The following is a 14,719-nucleotide window of genomic DNA, read 5'->3' as shown; positions in this document are numbered from 1 at the left end:
TCAAGCCCCCTTTTTTATGTCAGCGACCGCAGCGGCAACATCTGCCTTTGCCGAGGTGCCGATCAGCTGTTCCACCACAGCCGTTGCGGTTTCTTCCGCGATGGTACCGACGTCAGCGAATGCCTTCGCCTTGATGTCTGCGATGCGGCCTTCCGCAGCCTTGAGCTTTTCGGCCAGGCCTGCTTCAACGGCCTTGCGGTCGGCTTCCGCCTTCAGCTTGGCAGCGTCGCGAGCGGCAGTGCCGATCGAGTTCGACTTGGCGCGAGCAGCAGCCAATTCGGCTTCATAAGCGGCAACGTCGGCGTCGGCTTCCGCCTTCAGGCGGCTTGCCTCATCGAGGTCCTGCGAGATGCGATTGTGGCGCTGCTCGAGGATACCGCCGATGCGCGGCGTGATGACCTTTTGCATGAGCACGTAAAAGACGACGAACGTAATCGCCAGCCAAAGCAGCTGCGAGGCGTAAGTCGTCGAATCGAAAGGCGGGAATACGCCGCCACCATGATGCTCGGCTGGTACGCCGGTCTCGGTGTGGACATCGCCTGCTGCCGGGGCGGCATGCGTGTCTGCACCAGTTTCTGCGGTTCCCGCCGGGGCCTCTTCGGCGTAAGCCGGGGTCACAAAAAACATGCTCACCTCCAGGTGTACTGCAAATGCAAAGGATCACGGCATGCGGACTGCAGGCCGTGATCCTTCAATGCGCCTGTATTAAACGGCGAAGAGCAGGAGGAGAGCGACGAGCAGCGAGAAGATGCCCAGAGCTTCCGTAACGGCGAAGCCGAAAACCAGACGGCCGAACTGGCTGTCAGCAGCAGACGGGTTGCGCAGAGCGCCGGACAGGTAGCTGCCGAAGATGTTGCCGAGGCCGAGAGCCGTACCGGCCATACCAAAGCAAGCCAGACCTGCACCGATGAACTTTGCTGCTTCCGCTTCCATGTTGAACTCCTTTGAAATGGTTGTGTTGCGGCGAATTGACTGACGCCCGAGGGACGTCAATGTCGGTATCCCTTAGTGGCCACCCGGATGGATCGCGTCGTTGAGGTACATGCAAGTCAGCACCGCAAAGACGTAAGCCTGGAGGAAGGCGACGAGGAACTCGAGACCGGTCAGGGCGACCGTCATGATCAGAGGAAGAACGGCGCCACCGATGCCGACCGCACCCAGTGCTCCGAGCGAGGCGACGAAGCCTGCGAACACTTTCAGGGTGATGTGACCAGCCAGCATGTTGGCGAAAAGACGAACGGAGAGCGAAATCGGGCGGGACAGGAAGGAAATGATTTCGATCGACACAACGAGCGGCAGAAGAATGCCAGGAACCCCCGACGGGACAAAGACATTCAGGAAATGGAAGCCATGCTTGTAGAAGCCGTAGACGAGAACCGTACCGATAACGAGCAATGCCAGCGCGAAGGTGACGATGATCTGGCTGGTAACCGTAAAGAAGTACGGGAACATTCCGAGCAGGTTTGCCGTCAACACGAACATGAAGAGCGAGAAGACCAACGGGAAGAACTTCATCCCCTTGGATCCGGCGCCTTCCTTCAGCATGTTGGCAATAAACTCGTAGGACATCTCCGCAACCGACTGGGAGCGGCCCGGCACGATCGCCCGATTCGACGTCGAGAAATAGAGGAACCCAGCGGCAACGGCGGCGGAAGCCGCCATGAAGAGCGATGCATTCGTAAACGAGAAATCAATTCCGCCGACTTCGATCGGCACAATCTTCTGGATCAGGAACTGATGGGTCGGATCGTTAGACACCGCTTGTTCTCTCTATCTTTTAGCCCGCGCGAGACGGGATTATTGCACTGGATCGAACGCTGGAGCGCTCTGCCCTATTTTCCACCATTCTGGCGCTCGGCGGGATCAGGCTTTGCAACCTTCCCCGCAGCGCGCAGAACGTTCAACACGCCGGCACAAAATCCAAGAAGAAGAAGAACAATCAATCCCCAAGGCGCCGTGCCGACAAAACGGTCAAGGAGATAGCCAAGAACGGCGCCGACGACGATTGCGGAGATGAACTCGCTCGAAAGCTTCATCGCCTCGGCATAGCCTTTGCGGCTCGCTTCGGCGCTGGCTTCGATAGCCTCTTCCTTCCCCGCCTCTACGCGCTTGGTTGCGAGCTTCGCTTCCAGTTGCGCACGACGCTTCTCAAGACTTTCCTCGCGGTCATCCGCCATCGCGTTCTCCTCCTCCAGCCGCTGTCCGCGATCCCGCTACCCCGGTTTTCCGGACAACGACCCCAAGGTTTGAGAACCTTTCGGCCCGTTCTGAAGTCGCGCGCAACATAGTTTTAGCAAAAAGCATAGTCAAGGCGTGAGCGGCCGATGTCCAGCCATAAAATAGGCAATAGAAAACATACGCTTAGACCGATCTTGGCGCACAAGGCCAAAATCGACCGAACGAATCCGCTTTTGTGTGTGGCGATGAGACGCGAAATCGCGCCAGGATCCGCTTTTCCGTTAGCTCCAGCCGCCGCCGTAGGTGCGATAGAAGACGTGCAGGCCGATGCGGCCGACCTTCTCCATGGTCTTCGCCCATTTCGGACGAACGTAGACAGCATGATAATGCGTGGCGGAGCCAACCTGCGGGAGCCAGATCTTGCCGGCGGTAACCGCCATCGCAACTTCGCGGGCGATTCTCCAGTGATACTGCGAGTTCACCCGATCCTTGACGTTATCGCAGGCAAAGGAGAACTGGCATCGGTTGCGCCAGTCCTCGTTCTGGTAGACGACGCCGCAGATCGTCTTCGGGTAAGCCGGATTGCGGACGCGATTGAGAATGACTTGGGCAACGGCGGCCTGCCCCTTCACCGTTTCGCCACGCGCTTCGAAATAGATGCCGGATGCCAGGCACTGCTGCTCGGCGGCCGAGAATACCGACGGCGCCAAGATGCTTGCAGCCCAGGCGTGGTCACGCGGACCAATTTGCGGCACGAAGCGGCCGTCGTCGGCCTTGTCGGTCAGAATCGAATCGAACGGTGATTGACGGGAATAATCAGGCGCGGCCGGTGCATAGGCCGTCGCCAGCACGTCGGCCTTTGCGTTGGTCACGACGCCAGCCAGCATGGGCGAGACGCCGCGATCCGGCTGGGGCGGTTCCTTTTTATAGAAGTTGGTCGCGATCTGGATTTCCTTGCCCTTGATCTTCGGCTTCACGAAAGCCGACTTATCCTTCAGGTCAAAGGTGGGCTGAAAGAGCAAGCGCGTTCTGTGGAGGACAGACCCGGCGGAGAAATCCTTTGGCGGCTGCACCTTTTCGACGGCAACGACGCGGCCCTTCTTAGATGGACGATTGACGCGGTCTTCGTCCGGCGTCGCCTCATGTCCCTTGTCCTTCGCCATGAAGGCGACCTTGCGGCCGTCGGGCAGAACCATGCCTGCGCCGGCGGCGATCGTGCCTGTCGCGACAGGATCAGCAAAGGTCAGTTCCACCTGATGGATCGACCCTGCCGGCGAATTGGTCAAAACCATGCGCCAGTTCTCCCGCCCCTGGTCGAGGCCGGCAAGCAGAGCAGCAAGGTCAGCATGGGACGCCATCGTCGGTGACATCAGCCACCCGCAAACGCCGAAGAGCGCGGGTGAACTCCAGTTTTGAAGCAAGAAGCGCAGCTTGCCACGGGAACGGCTATTTCGACGCAACGCGAGACTCCGGCATGAGACGCATGAACATGCCGTTGAAAATGTCTCATTAACCTTGATGCTTGGTTAATGCGGACACCTTCCGGAGACGAAAGCATTAGCGGCAGGAAAAATAAAAGCCCGGCAGATTGCCGGGCTTTTAAATGGCGCTTGTTCGGCTAGATAATGACGTGCGAGCCGAGTTCCACCACGCGGTTTGCCGGCAGGCGGAAGTAGTCCGACGGATTTGCTGCGGCATTGGCGAGCGCGATGTAAAGGCGATCCTGCCAATAGGGCATGCCGGACTTCGCATCGGGAACCAGCTTGCGGCGGCCGAGGTAGAAGGAGGTCGACATGATGTCGAACTTCAGGCCCGACTTGCGCAGCGTCGCCAAGGCTTGAGAGACGTTCTGCGATTCCATGAAGCCGAACAGCAGTTCGACGCGCGAGAAGCGCTCAGAAATCTGCTCGACCTTATAGCGATCGGCGCTCGAAACACGCGGCTTGTTGATCGTACGGATCGTCAGAATCACGTTCTTGTCATGCAAAACGTGGTTGTGCTTCAGATTGTGCAGCAGCGCGGCGGGCGCCGATTCCGGATCGCTGGTCAGGAAGATCGCGGTGCCGGGCACCTGGGCGGGGGAATGGTCGCTCTTGCGTTCGATCGAGCTGACGAAAGATGCCATCGGGATATCGGTATGGCGCGTCTTCTCCATTAGTAGAGCCGAGCCGCGTCGCCAGGTCCACATGATGACGGTGAACACCGTGGCAATCATGATCGGAATGTAGCCACCGTCGTGGATCTTCAGCAGGTTCGCGCCAAGGAAGATGAGTTCAAGACCGACGAGCGGCGCCAACGCGAGCGTTGCCACCAGGATAGACCAGTTCCAGCGAACGCGCACGAACTCGAAGGCCATGATCGAAGTGACGACCATCGCGCCGGTGACCGAGATGCCGTAGGCCGTTGCCAGCGCATCCGACGTCTTGAAGCTGATGACGAGGAAAATGACGCCGAAGAAGAGCACAGCGTTGACGGACGGTACGAAGATCTGTCCCGTATTCGTCTCCGACGTGAAGAGGATTTCCATGCGCGGCAGGAAGCCGAGGTTGATGCCCTGGCGGACGAGCGAGAAGGCACCGGTGATGACTGCCTGGCTGGCAATGATCGTCGCAGCGGTCGCGAGGATGACGACCGGCAGCAGTGCCCATTGCGGATACATCAGGTAGAAAGGATCAGACATCGCCATCGGATTGCCGAGCACGAGAGCGCCCTGCCCCAAATAGTTCAGCGTCAATGCCGGGAAAACCAGCGCGAACCACGCCCACTGAATCGGACGACGACCGAAGTGCCCAAGATCGGCATAAAGCGCTTCCGCGCCTGTCACTGTCAGGAAGACTGCACCAAGCACCACGACGCCGTAAAATCCCTCATGCAGCAGGAAGCTGATCGCATAGTAGGGATTGAAGGCAGCAAGAATGCCGAAGTCATCGGAAATGTGCGAAATGCCGGCGGCGGCCATCACGATGAACCAGAGCGCCGTGATCGGCCCGAAAAACCGCGCGACGGCGCCGGTCCCACGAGACTGGACGGCAAACAGCAGCGCCAGAATGAAGACCGAGATCGGCACGATGTAGCTCGTCATGCTTGGCGCCACGAGCTTCAGACCTTCGACGGCCGACAAAACCGACAGCGCCGGCGTGATCATTGCATCGCCGAGGAACAATGCTGCACCGACAAGGCCAAGCAGCATCAGCAGCGCTGTATGCCCGTTGGCGGTCTTCATCAGCAACGCCAGCAGGGAGAGCGTACCGCCTTCGCCTTCGTTGTCAGCGCGCAGCAGGAAGAGCACGTACTTGATGGTGACGATAATGGTCAGAGCCCAGATCATCAGCGAAATAAGGCTGATCACCTCGAAACGCGTGAGGCCGTCGATCGCGACGGGCTTCAATGCTTCGCGGAACGCGTACAGCGGGCTGGTACCGATATCGCCATAGACGACGCCGACGGAGCCCAGCGCAAGATAGAACAGCTTGCGCGGCTTCATTTTTCGTTCGTGTGAATGGCTGCCTTCGTGCATGAAATGAAAACAGGCTCTTCAGAGCCAGCCTTTCCATCGGAAAAAGAAGAAGGGAATGATGGCGGACAACACCATGAGCCCAATCGAATACGGATATCCGTGGGCAAAGTGCAGTTCCGGCATGAATTCGAAATTCATACCGTAAATGGAGGCGACCAGCGTCGGCGGCAAGAACACCACGGATGCGATCGAAAATATCTTGATGATCGAGTTCTGCTCGATGTTGATCAGGCCGAGCGAGGCGTCGAGCAGGAAGGTGATATTGCCGGCGATGAAGGACGCGTGTTCATTGAGCGACTGGATGTCGCGCGAGACCGTCTTGCAGAGTTCCTTGGTGTCGCGATCCTGCTGAACGGCCGGGACATTGTAGAAAAACGTCATCAGTCGCGAAAGCGACGCGAGGCTGTCACGGATCTTGCTAACGAGGCGATGATGGCCGGCAATGTCCCTAAGCTTTTCTTCCAGATAATTCGACGGCTTGCGAACTTTTCTGGCGCGGTCGCCAAACACATGCGTCGACAGGATGTCGATACGCGCGACCGACAACTCCAGGATCTCGGCAGTCCGATCGATCACGGTTTCAAAGAGTTTTGCCAGCAGCGCGGCACCACTCCGCCACTGCTGCGGCACGCGGTGAAGAGCGGCAATGAATAGCGAAAAGGACTTTGGTTGCGCGTAGCGAATCGTGATCAACCGCTTGCCAGACAGGATGAACGCAACGTCGGTCAGCGTCGGCGCGTCCGTTTCAACCTTCCAGACGAGAGACGCGGTCATGAACACTGCATCGTTTTCCGTGTAGAGGCGGGCCGACGGCTCGATGTCCTTGAGATCGTCTCGCGTCGGGACCTCAATACCAAGGGTTCTTTCGACGAAAAGTTCCTCCTCGCGCGAAGGCTCGATCATGTCGATCCACATGACATCGTCACGCAACGAACCTTGCGACAGATCGCCGATTTCAATCGACTTGCAATTGGAACAGTATGCAGTGATCACCGGTTGGACCTCCGGCAATCCGGGCATGTCGCGCGCATCGCCCTGTTCATCGAAGGCCCTTCCACGGCGCGCCGATTGCGAGAGCGCGCGGGATGCAAGTTCCCGACCTTAACGAAAGCGATTGACGAAAGTTCATACGACTCCTGGCACATCCGGCACTCCGGATATGCAATATGCTCAACCGCATCGCAGTCACCAATCCTTCGGCCAAGATAACTCCGAACATGCAGGTGACCGGTCCCCATCGGGGCGGCCATCATCGAGCATTCGCAAAAACCGCCTCATGGCGACGGCGCGCCATATGACGGAAAGCTGCGAAAGAATCAAGACATCTTACGTTCACGGCGCCGTTTGACCACATTTCCTCCGCAATTGGGAGTCTAGCGGCGGTGACGCATTCACTCGAAAACAATGGCCGGCGCGGCCCTCTGCGGCTGCCCACCGAGCTGCTGCCAGACCTTAGCGGCGATCTCGCGATAGATGCCGGCAACAATGCCCTTCGGCTCCGTGGCGACGAGTGGCGTTCCGGCGTCCGATGTCTCGCGGATGTTCATCGTCAGCGGCACTTCGCCGAGGAAAGGAACGCCGATGCGTTCCGCTTCCCTGCGAGCGCCGCCATGCCCGAAGATATCATAGCGCGTGCCTGTATCGGGCGCGATAAAATAGCTCATGTTCTCAACGATGCCGAGCACAGGAACCTCGACCTTCTTGAACATGTTCAGCCCCTTGCGGGCATCGACGAGAGCGAGATCCTGCGGGGTCGAAACGATAACGGCGCCGGCGAGCGGCACCTGCTGTGCCATCGTCAGCTGCGCATCGCCGGTTCCAGGCGGCATGTCGACAACAAGCACATCGAGCTCGCCCCAGGCAACCTCACGCAGCATCTGCATCAGCGCTGATTGCACCATCGGACCACGCCAGATCATTGCAGTCTCCTCGTCAACGAGGAAGCCCATCGACATGACCTTGAGCCCATAATTTTCCATCGGATTGATGATGCGACCATCGATCTGGGTGGGACGGCCCGAGATCTTCAGCAGCCGCGGCATCGAGGGGCCATAGATATCAGCATCGAGGATGCCGACACGCAGGCCATTTGCCTGGAGACCGAGCGCAAGATTGACGGCAGTCGTGGATTTACCCACGCCCCCCTTACCCGAGGCGACGGCGATGATCGCGTTGATACCGGGAACGCCAAGCTTGCCTGCGCGCGGCTGCTGTTGCGGCGCGTGAGCATGGCCATGATGGTCATGTCCCGCCTGCGGTTGAGGGCGTGAAACCGGCGCCGAGCCTGAACCGGCCTTTTTGTCTGCCGTCAGCGCAACCAGCGCTCCCTTGACGCCCGGCATCTCCTTGATGACCCGTTCGGCCGCGAGGCGAAGCGGCTCCAGCTCCTTGGCACTTTCTGCCGGAACGGTGATGGAGAAATAGACCTTGCCGTCCGAAATGAAGACATCAGACACCATGCCGAGCTCGACGATATCGTGTTCGAGATCGGGCCCGCGGACCGTCTTCAGCGTTTCGAGAACCTGTTCCTTGGTGACGCCGGTCATTCCATCCTCACTGCCTATGTTGGCATTGTAGATAGAGGAGCGCCACCTCTTCGCCAAACAAAATCGGTGATCGAGATGGCAATTGAGAGAAACGAGGTCAACCGGAAGGCCGTTGCGTCCATCAAGTCCGCCGGGCTTTCGCCCTGATGGATGCAAAGGCCTTCCAGGATACCAAATAAGCCTTGCGAACTAGAGCAAGCGCGGCAAAAGGCCAGCACAAACAGCCCATCGGAAGAGTAAGCGTGGGGAATGCCGTCGGCGGCGTGTCCCAAACGCAACAACCGCCGCCGACGCCCAAGCCCGAGATCGGATACCGTGGCGTCGGCTGGCGGTGTGCGGTCGCGCCATTTATCCGGCGTCGTTACCAGGTCCCCTCTGGACCGCTGGAAACACGGAAGCAGAAAACGTGCCAATTGGCAAACATTCGCAAAAGCCAATGTCATCCAGTGACACGCTGATCGGCGGTGGTGAAGATTTAGGCGCGAATGTTTGCGAAGCCCACAATTTGCGCAACCGTCACTTTATGAGACCAATCCGCAAGGCTCTGGCAACTGCCTGGGTCCGGTTGACGGTATCGAGTTTCTTCGTCGCGCGATTGAGGTAGTGGTTCACCGTGTGTTCGGACAGATTGAGGATCTCGGCGATCTCAACACTGGTCTTACCGGCGGCAGTCCAGTTCAGACAATCGATCTCGCGATCAGTCAAGGAATCCGTGACCCGCGTGTCATAACCGCGGATCTCCGCCAGCCGATCGAAGACGTGGGTAGAGATATAGTGGAGTTCGCGCATTTCCTCGCCGGTAAATGCCTCACGATCGCCTGAGAATGATACGGCGCCGCGACCGCCGGAGGCCTCGTGAGTGGGGAAGTAGGCGCAACGCATCATGCGAAAGCGTTCAAAGAGGGCCGCAACAAAGCCGGCCTTTCCATCGACTCGCTCCAACTTGACCTGCGACACGTCATTGAAGAACGGCGTGGTCGACGCCCTCAACCGTTTCATGACGGGGCTGTTGGTCACAAGCCCCTCCTGGTCGTAAGCTGCCAGCAGCTCCACCGGCCAGCTTGAGATCACAGTGCTGCTCTGCAGATCGATCGCCGTCGTCGAAGGAAGGTTAAACACCATGAAGGCGCGCGCGCGATAGGCTTCCGTCACTTTCTTCATGAAGCGGAAAATATCAAACTGCGTTTTCAGTCCGGCGATCTCACTAACGTTGACGTCCACGGAAGATTTTGGATGCGATGGGGTCATGTGCTTACTCAACTCGAAAGAATGGAATCCTGTGGGCGTCTCGTCCACGTCGTCGCTAATTTGTAGTGCGGGTGACGAATTGCCTGCACATACACCCCAGGACGGGGGATTGACGAGCGTCAATTGTGATGATTCGTCAGAAAATCTCAATACTATGCTTTAGTTGAGTCCTGGCCGATCGCAGCCAGTGTTCAACGACGCGGCCCAAGTCCTACGCGCATGGCTTCCATGATCCGTCCAGCCGTCTCCCGGATCGGGGCCGCCCATTCCGATAGGCTTTCCATATCGAGCCTATAGGCCGGACCAGTGACGGAAACGCCGCCGACAAGCGACAGGTTTTCCGACCAGATCGGGGCCGCGATACAGCGGATTCCGACTTCGTGCTCCTCACGGTCGAAGGCATGGCCCACCTTTCGTATCTCCTCAATCTCGCCAAGAAGCGACTTGGCGGTATGCGTGTTGGCGGTGAAGCGATGGAAGGCGATTTCCGCCACCAAAGCCCTAACCCGCTCTTGGGGCAGGATAGACAAGGCAGCCTTGCCTACACCAGTGCAATAGACCGGCGACGCGTTGCCGATCTGCGAGTACATTCTGACGGGCTGCTGCCCTTCGAACTTGTCGAGGTAGATGATCGAGGTGCCGCGAAGCACGCCGAGATGGACCGTTTCACCGGTCATATCCTGGAGAGCCTTAAGGTGGGGCTCGGCAATGAGGCGGAATTCGTTGCGTCCCCAACTGCGAGAGGCAAAGTCCAATAGCCTCAAGCCAGGCAAATAGAGGCCGTCCTCATCGATTTCGAGCAGCCCCTCATCCACGAGATGACTGAGCTGGCGGTGAACCGTACCGCGTGGCTGATCGGTGACCGCCAATATGTCGGTGAAGCGCATGGGGCCGTCGGCGTGGCTCACAACATCGAGAAGGACCATCAGCTTGCCCAGGGTGCCCGTGTCGCGCTTCCCGTGCGCACTCTCTTTTGCCGCAGTCATCGTTGCCCCAAATGCCTTGACAGGGACATCAGCGTAATCGGATAATTCCACATAGTCAAATTGAGTTCCAAATAATAGAACAACTACGGCCGGGAGGAAATGGTGACGAGTATTGTTGCGCAGTTTCCGGAATTTAGGGATCGAACCGTGCTGATCACCGGAGGCGGGTCCGGCATCGGGGCAGCGATCGTCGAGGGTTTTGCCCGGCAGGGCGCCAAGGTTTCGTTCATCGATATCGCGGAAACGGAAAGTCATGAACTTGTCGAGGGGCTGTCGCGCGACACGCTGCATCCCGTTCGCTTCCACAAGGCGGATTTGCGGGATGTTGCGGAAATCCGCAGGACGGTCGACGCGGTTGTCGCTCATTCGGGCCCGATCAGCGTGCTCGTCAATAATGCCGCGCGTGACGACCGGCACGATTTCGAAACTGTGACTGAGGAATATTGGAACGACAACCAGGCGACCAACCTGCGCCACGTCTTCTTCACCACACAGGCCGTTGCGCCCTCGATGCGTGCTGCTGGCGGCGGCGCGGTGATCAACATGTCGTCGATCGCCTTTCTCCTCAACATGCCGGAATTCCCTGCCTATTCTGCAGCAAAAGCCGGTGTGATCGGGCTGACAAAAAGCCTGGCCGGCCAGCTCGGACCTGATAACATCCGCGTCAATTGTATTCTGCCGGGTATGATCGTGACGGATCGTCAGATGAAACTCTGGCTCACCGAGGAAGGCATCGCTCGGACCGTGCAACGCCAGTGCGTCAAGAAGGTCCTGCACGCCGATGCAATCGTTGGTCCTTGCCTGTTTCTGGCGTCGAGTTGCGCGGCAGCGATCAGCGCACAATCTCTTATTGTCGATGGAGGCATTTTCTGATGGCGGATCCCGCTTATGTCGCGGTGGATTGGGGAACGAGCAGTTTCCGGCTTTGGCTGATCGGCAAGGATGACAGCATCCTTGCCGAAAGTCGCAGCAATGAAGGCATGACGACGGCTGCGAAGACCGGCTTTGCCGAGGTTTTGACCTCGCACCTGGCCAAGGTGAATGCGCCAGGAAATCTTCCGGTCATCATCTGCGGCATGGCAGGTGCAAAGCAGGGATGGGTCGAGGCCGGCTATGTCGACGTGCCGACATCGCTATCTTCTATCCTCACCGGCGCGGTATCCGTTCCCGGCCAGAGCCGCGACGTCCGCATTCTTCCGGGACTTGCCCAGAGGGATCAGGCAAGGCCCGACGTCATGCGTGGCGAGGAAACGCAGCTTCTCGGCGCGCTTGGTCCCGCAAGCACCGGATCACAGGCAGTCTGCATGCCCGGCACGCATTCGAAGTGGGTGCACGTCACGGATGGACGGGTCACCGGCTTCTCCAGCTTCATGACCGGCGAACTCTTCGATGCGATATCCAAGCATACGATCCTGTCGCATGCCGTCGCCGGAGCGGAGCAGACGCCGACAGATAAGCCAGCCTTCGAAAGCGCGATCAAGGTAGCTTACGAACAGCCTGCAATGGCGACCAACCTCTTCTTTACGGCGCGCTCGGGACAATTGCTGCACGGTCTGACGGCCGCAGCCGCACAGGCCAAGATATCGGGCACCCTGATCGGTCTGGAAGTTGCGGGCGCCATGGCGGACGCTGGAACCGGCGTCAGCATTACACTTGTCGCCGCCGGGCGGCTGCAGAACCTTTATGAAACAGCCTTCAACGCACTATCTTTACCCTTTGACACGATCGACGCCGATACAGCTGTCCGTAGTGGGCTTGCTGCCGCCGCCAAAGCTATTTGGCCGAATTAAGAAAGCACCAAAGCGATGAACCGCATCCCCTTCCCCACGATGAAGCGCCCGCTGATTGCCATTCTTCGGGGCATCAAGCCCGAGGAAACCGAAAGCGTGGTCGGTGCGCTGATCGAAAACGGTCTGACAGCCATTGAAATCCCGCTGAACTCGCCCGAGCCGTTTAAGTCGATCGAGATCGCCGCGAAGATGGCACCTGCCGATTGCCTGATCGGTGCCGGAACCGTGCTGACCACAGAGGCCGTCGACAGCCTGCATTCGGCGGGTGGCAAGCTGCTGGTTACGCCGAACGTCGAGCCCGAGGTTATCGTGCTTGCCCGCAATTATGGCATGGTCACGATGCCCGGCGTCTTCACGCCGACGGAAGCGCTGGCCGCCGCCCGCGCTGGCGCAACGGGGTTGAAATTTTTCCCGGCCAGCGTTCTGGGGCCGTCCGGCATCACGGCAATCCGCGCAATTCTGCCGGCGGAGCTCGTGATCGCAGCCGTCGGCGGTGTCTCGGACAAGAACTTCGCTGACTACACCAAGGCCGGCATTCATGCCTTCGGCCTCGGCACCAGTCTCTACAAGCCGGGAATGACCGCGGCGGAGGTTGCCGAGCGCGCCAAGGCGACCATTTACGCCTATGATGCAGCGGTAGGAGCTTAAGGCGTATGACGGAAATTCATGAGTTCGCGGGCAGGACACTTTGCAACACCAACTCCGTACTGGGTGAAGGCCCCACCTATGATCCGGACACGAACACGGTCTGGTGGTTCAATATTCTCGGCAAAGAGCTGCACGAGCTGAACCTTTCGACGGAAGAGAAGAAGGTGCATGCGCTGCCGATGATGGCGAGCGTGCTTGCCCGCATCGATGCCGGGCGCCAGCTGCTTGCGACTGAACAGGGCCTCTTTGTCCGCGACACGAAAAGCGGCAATCTGACCTTCTATGCAGCGCTTGAAAGCGACAAGCCGGAAAACCGCTCGAACGACGGCCGCACACATCCATCCGGCGCACTGTGGATCGGCACGATGAGCAAGCGGGCGGAAACCCGCGCAGGCGCTATCTATCATGTCGCCGGCGGTCGAGTGACCAAGATCTTCGAGGGCATCAGCATTCCGAATTCGATCTGCTTCTCGCCGGATGGGACCATCGGATATTTCACTGACACTCGCCTCAGCCGCCTCATGCGGGTGATGGTCGATGCGCAGACCGGCCTTCCGACCGGCGAACCGATTGTCCTCGTGGACACCATGGATGAGCCGGGCGGCATCGATGGCTCGGTTGTCGACGCCGACGGATATATCTGGAATGCGCGTTGGGGTGCCGGCACGGTCGATCGATACAGCCCGGACGGGCTGCGCATCTCGCGTTACAAGGTGCCTGCGGCCCAGCCCTCCTGCCCCGCCTTCATCGGAAGGAACGGCGACCGCCTCGCAGTCACCACGGCATGGGAAGGACTGGATGACGATGCGCGGTCCATGCAACCACAGGCTGGGTCCCTGCTCGAGCTTGACGTCACGGTGAAGGGAATTTTTGACCCCGTTTATGTGATCTGACGCGAAACCGGGCACAATGCAAAGGGCACCCCCTGGGCGCCCTTTTTGTTTCCATCGGTGGGTTGATTGGTGAGGCCCCTGCAGCATTTGCGATAGAAGTCCCGCGAAATTAGCAATCTTTGCGCGATTTTTTTCGGGAACCAATAGAAATCCCATTCATTTCAATAGGGAACCGGCCAAATGGACGCCCGACCGCGAAGGGACGGCAAAATGGCTAGAGATCACTATTGAACTGAAAAGGTAGGTTCGAAATGACACGCAAACTTCTCACAACCGTTGCCGCTGGTGCCTTGTTTGCCACGGCTTTCGCACCCGCGGCATTCTCACAGAGCACAACCCAGCCGGCTGATCCGAACGCTCCGGCCACACAGGCGGCGCCAGGGGATCCGGCAGCTCCGCCAAAGGTTCCGGATGCAACGGCTCCGGTCCCGGCAGGTGACGCGGCTCAGGCTCCGGCGCCGGCTGAGACGACCGATACCGCGCAGGCGGGCGGCGGCGCGTATCTGACCGAGCAGGCTGCCGACCAGGTGAGTGCGAACACCTATATCGGCCAGTCGGTCTATAATAGTCAGAACGAAAGCATCGGTAGCGTCAACGACCTGATCATGAAGAAGGACGGCGGCTTGGTCGCAGCGATCGTCGGTGTCGGCGGCTTCCTCGGAATCGGCGAGAAGAATGTTGCCGTTCCGATGGATAAGATCACCGTCGCCCAGAACACCCAGGACGGCAGCGTCAAGCTGACCACCTCTGAAACCGCGGAATCGCTGAATGCGGCACCGCAGTTCAAGACGCTTCAGATGCTCGCAGCCGAGAAGGCCCCCGCGCTAGGTGGTACAACAGACACCACGGCCACAGGTTCGACAACGAACAATTAAGATATGCGCAGTGAGGACCGCGGAACCGGTGGCGTCCG

Annotated in this window: 15 protein-coding genes; 5 read left to right on the top strand and 10 right to left on the bottom strand. The window is 58.9% G+C overall.

Annotated elements, in window-relative coordinates; all coding sequences use genetic code 11:
- The 10 genes from FHT71_RS03660 to FHT71_RS03615 form a co-directional block, all read right to left on the bottom strand.
- A complete protein-coding gene (locus FHT71_RS03660; protein WP_007789158.1) occupies positions 1 to 627 on the bottom strand; it encodes a F0F1 ATP synthase subunit B in 627 nt (208 codons plus the stop codon).
- Positions 628 to 705: 78 nt separating this feature from the next.
- Complete coding sequence (locus tag FHT71_RS03655) at positions 706 to 933, bottom strand: F0F1 ATP synthase subunit C (RefSeq protein WP_003588243.1); 228 nt, start codon at positions 931 to 933, stop codon at positions 706 to 708.
- A gap of 72 nt (positions 934 to 1,005) precedes the next feature.
- Complete coding sequence (locus tag FHT71_RS03650; protein ID WP_132588428.1) at positions 1,006 to 1,758, bottom strand: F0F1 ATP synthase subunit A; 753 nt, start codon at positions 1,756 to 1,758, stop codon at positions 1,006 to 1,008.
- A gap of 74 nt (positions 1,759 to 1,832) precedes the next feature.
- Complete coding sequence (locus tag FHT71_RS03645) at positions 1,833 to 2,177, bottom strand: F0F1 ATP synthase assembly protein (protein WP_007799129.1); 345 nt, start codon at positions 2,175 to 2,177, stop codon at positions 1,833 to 1,835.
- A gap of 282 nt (positions 2,178 to 2,459) precedes the next feature.
- Positions 2,460 to 3,638 (bottom strand): cell wall hydrolase, encoded by a 1,179-nt coding sequence (locus FHT71_RS03640; protein WP_132588427.1) that lies wholly within the window; start codon positions 3,636 to 3,638, stop codon positions 2,460 to 2,462.
- Between the two features lie 158 nt (positions 3,639 to 3,796).
- Complete coding sequence (locus FHT71_RS03635; RefSeq protein ID WP_037083674.1) at positions 3,797 to 5,695, bottom strand: potassium transporter Kup; 1,899 nt, start codon at positions 5,693 to 5,695, stop codon at positions 3,797 to 3,799.
- 18 nt (positions 5,696 to 5,713) lie between these two features.
- Positions 5,714 to 6,688, bottom strand: a complete 975-nt coding sequence (locus FHT71_RS03630; protein WP_132588426.1) for a magnesium transporter CorA family protein — start codon at positions 6,686 to 6,688, stop codon at positions 5,714 to 5,716.
- A gap of 398 nt (positions 6,689 to 7,086) precedes the next feature.
- Complete coding sequence (gene apbC, locus FHT71_RS03625; protein ID WP_132588425.1) at positions 7,087 to 8,241, bottom strand: iron-sulfur cluster carrier protein ApbC; 1,155 nt, start codon at positions 8,239 to 8,241, stop codon at positions 7,087 to 7,089.
- A 516-nt stretch (positions 8,242 to 8,757) separates the two neighbouring features.
- Positions 8,758 to 9,489, bottom strand: coding sequence for a LuxR family transcriptional regulator (locus FHT71_RS03620; protein ID WP_132588539.1), 732 nt, complete (start codon positions 9,487 to 9,489; stop codon positions 8,758 to 8,760).
- A 191-nt stretch (positions 9,490 to 9,680) separates the two neighbouring features.
- On the bottom strand, positions 9,681 to 10,475 hold the full coding sequence (locus tag FHT71_RS03615) for an IclR family transcriptional regulator (RefSeq protein ID WP_132588424.1): 795 nt from the start codon (positions 10,473 to 10,475) through the stop codon (positions 9,681 to 9,683).
- 102 nt (positions 10,476 to 10,577) lie between these two features.
- Between FHT71_RS03615 and FHT71_RS03610 the strand changes: the two genes are divergently transcribed.
- From FHT71_RS03610 to FHT71_RS03590, 5 genes are all read left to right on the top strand, one after another.
- Positions 10,578 to 11,348, top strand: coding sequence for an SDR family oxidoreductase (locus FHT71_RS03610; protein WP_007799152.1), 771 nt, complete (start codon positions 10,578 to 10,580; stop codon positions 11,346 to 11,348).
- Positions 11,348 to 12,265 carry a 2-dehydro-3-deoxygalactonokinase gene (locus FHT71_RS03605; protein WP_183718916.1) on the top strand — a complete coding sequence of 306 codons (918 nt, stop codon included), beginning with the start codon at positions 11,348 to 11,350 and terminating at the stop codon, positions 12,263 to 12,265. The genes FHT71_RS03610 and FHT71_RS03605 overlap by 1 nt, the downstream gene beginning before the upstream one ends.
- Positions 12,266 to 12,280: 15 nt before the next feature.
- On the top strand, positions 12,281 to 12,913 hold the full coding sequence (locus tag FHT71_RS03600) for a 2-dehydro-3-deoxy-6-phosphogalactonate aldolase (protein ID WP_132588422.1): 633 nt from the start codon (positions 12,281 to 12,283) through the stop codon (positions 12,911 to 12,913).
- Between the two features lie 5 nt (positions 12,914 to 12,918).
- Positions 12,919 to 13,806: an SMP-30/gluconolactonase/LRE family protein gene (locus FHT71_RS03595; protein ID WP_007799158.1), complete on the top strand. Its 888-nt coding sequence runs from the start codon at positions 12,919 to 12,921 to the stop codon at positions 13,804 to 13,806.
- A 251-nt stretch (positions 13,807 to 14,057) separates the two neighbouring features.
- Positions 14,058 to 14,681, top strand: a complete 624-nt coding sequence (locus tag FHT71_RS03590; RefSeq protein WP_132588421.1) for a PRC-barrel domain-containing protein — start codon at positions 14,058 to 14,060, stop codon at positions 14,679 to 14,681.
- Positions 14,682 to 14,719 lie beyond the last annotated feature (38 nt).

It is taken from the genome of Rhizobium sp. BK060, assembly GCF_014193145.1.
Lineage (GTDB): Bacteria > Pseudomonadota > Alphaproteobacteria > Rhizobiales > Rhizobiaceae > Rhizobium.
This window is presented reverse-complemented; position numbering and strand designations above follow the sequence as displayed.